The organism is Duganella margarita (assembly GCF_009857535.1).
In the GTDB taxonomy this organism is placed as follows: Bacteria; Pseudomonadota; Gammaproteobacteria; order Burkholderiales; family Burkholderiaceae_D; genus Rugamonas; species Rugamonas margarita.
This window is the reverse complement of record NZ_WWCS01000097.1, coordinates 1-262: the sequence shown is the minus strand read 5'-3', so window position 1 is coordinate 262 and position 262 is coordinate 1. Positions and strand designations below refer to the sequence as shown.

The window sequence follows — 262 nt, the reverse complement described above, 5'->3', positions numbered from 1 at the left end:
GGCTAAAACAGTCAGGATGTTGGCTTAGAAGCAGCCATCATTTAAAGAAAGCGTAATAGCTCACTGATCGAGTCGTCCTGCGCGGAAGATGTAACGGGGCTAAGCCAGTCACCGAAGCTGCGGATATCCGTAAGGATATGGTAGGAGAGCGTTCTGTAAGCCTGCGAAGGTGTCTTGTAAAGGATGCTGGAGGTATCAGAAGTGCGAATGCTGACATGAGTAGCGATAATGGGGGTGAAAAGCCCCCACGCCGTAAGCCCAA

General features: G+C 50.8%; 1 rRNA gene. It reads left to right on the top strand.

The annotated features are described in order from the left end of the window. Window positions 1–262, top strand: a 23S ribosomal RNA gene (locus GTP55_RS29385); the annotation flags it as partial.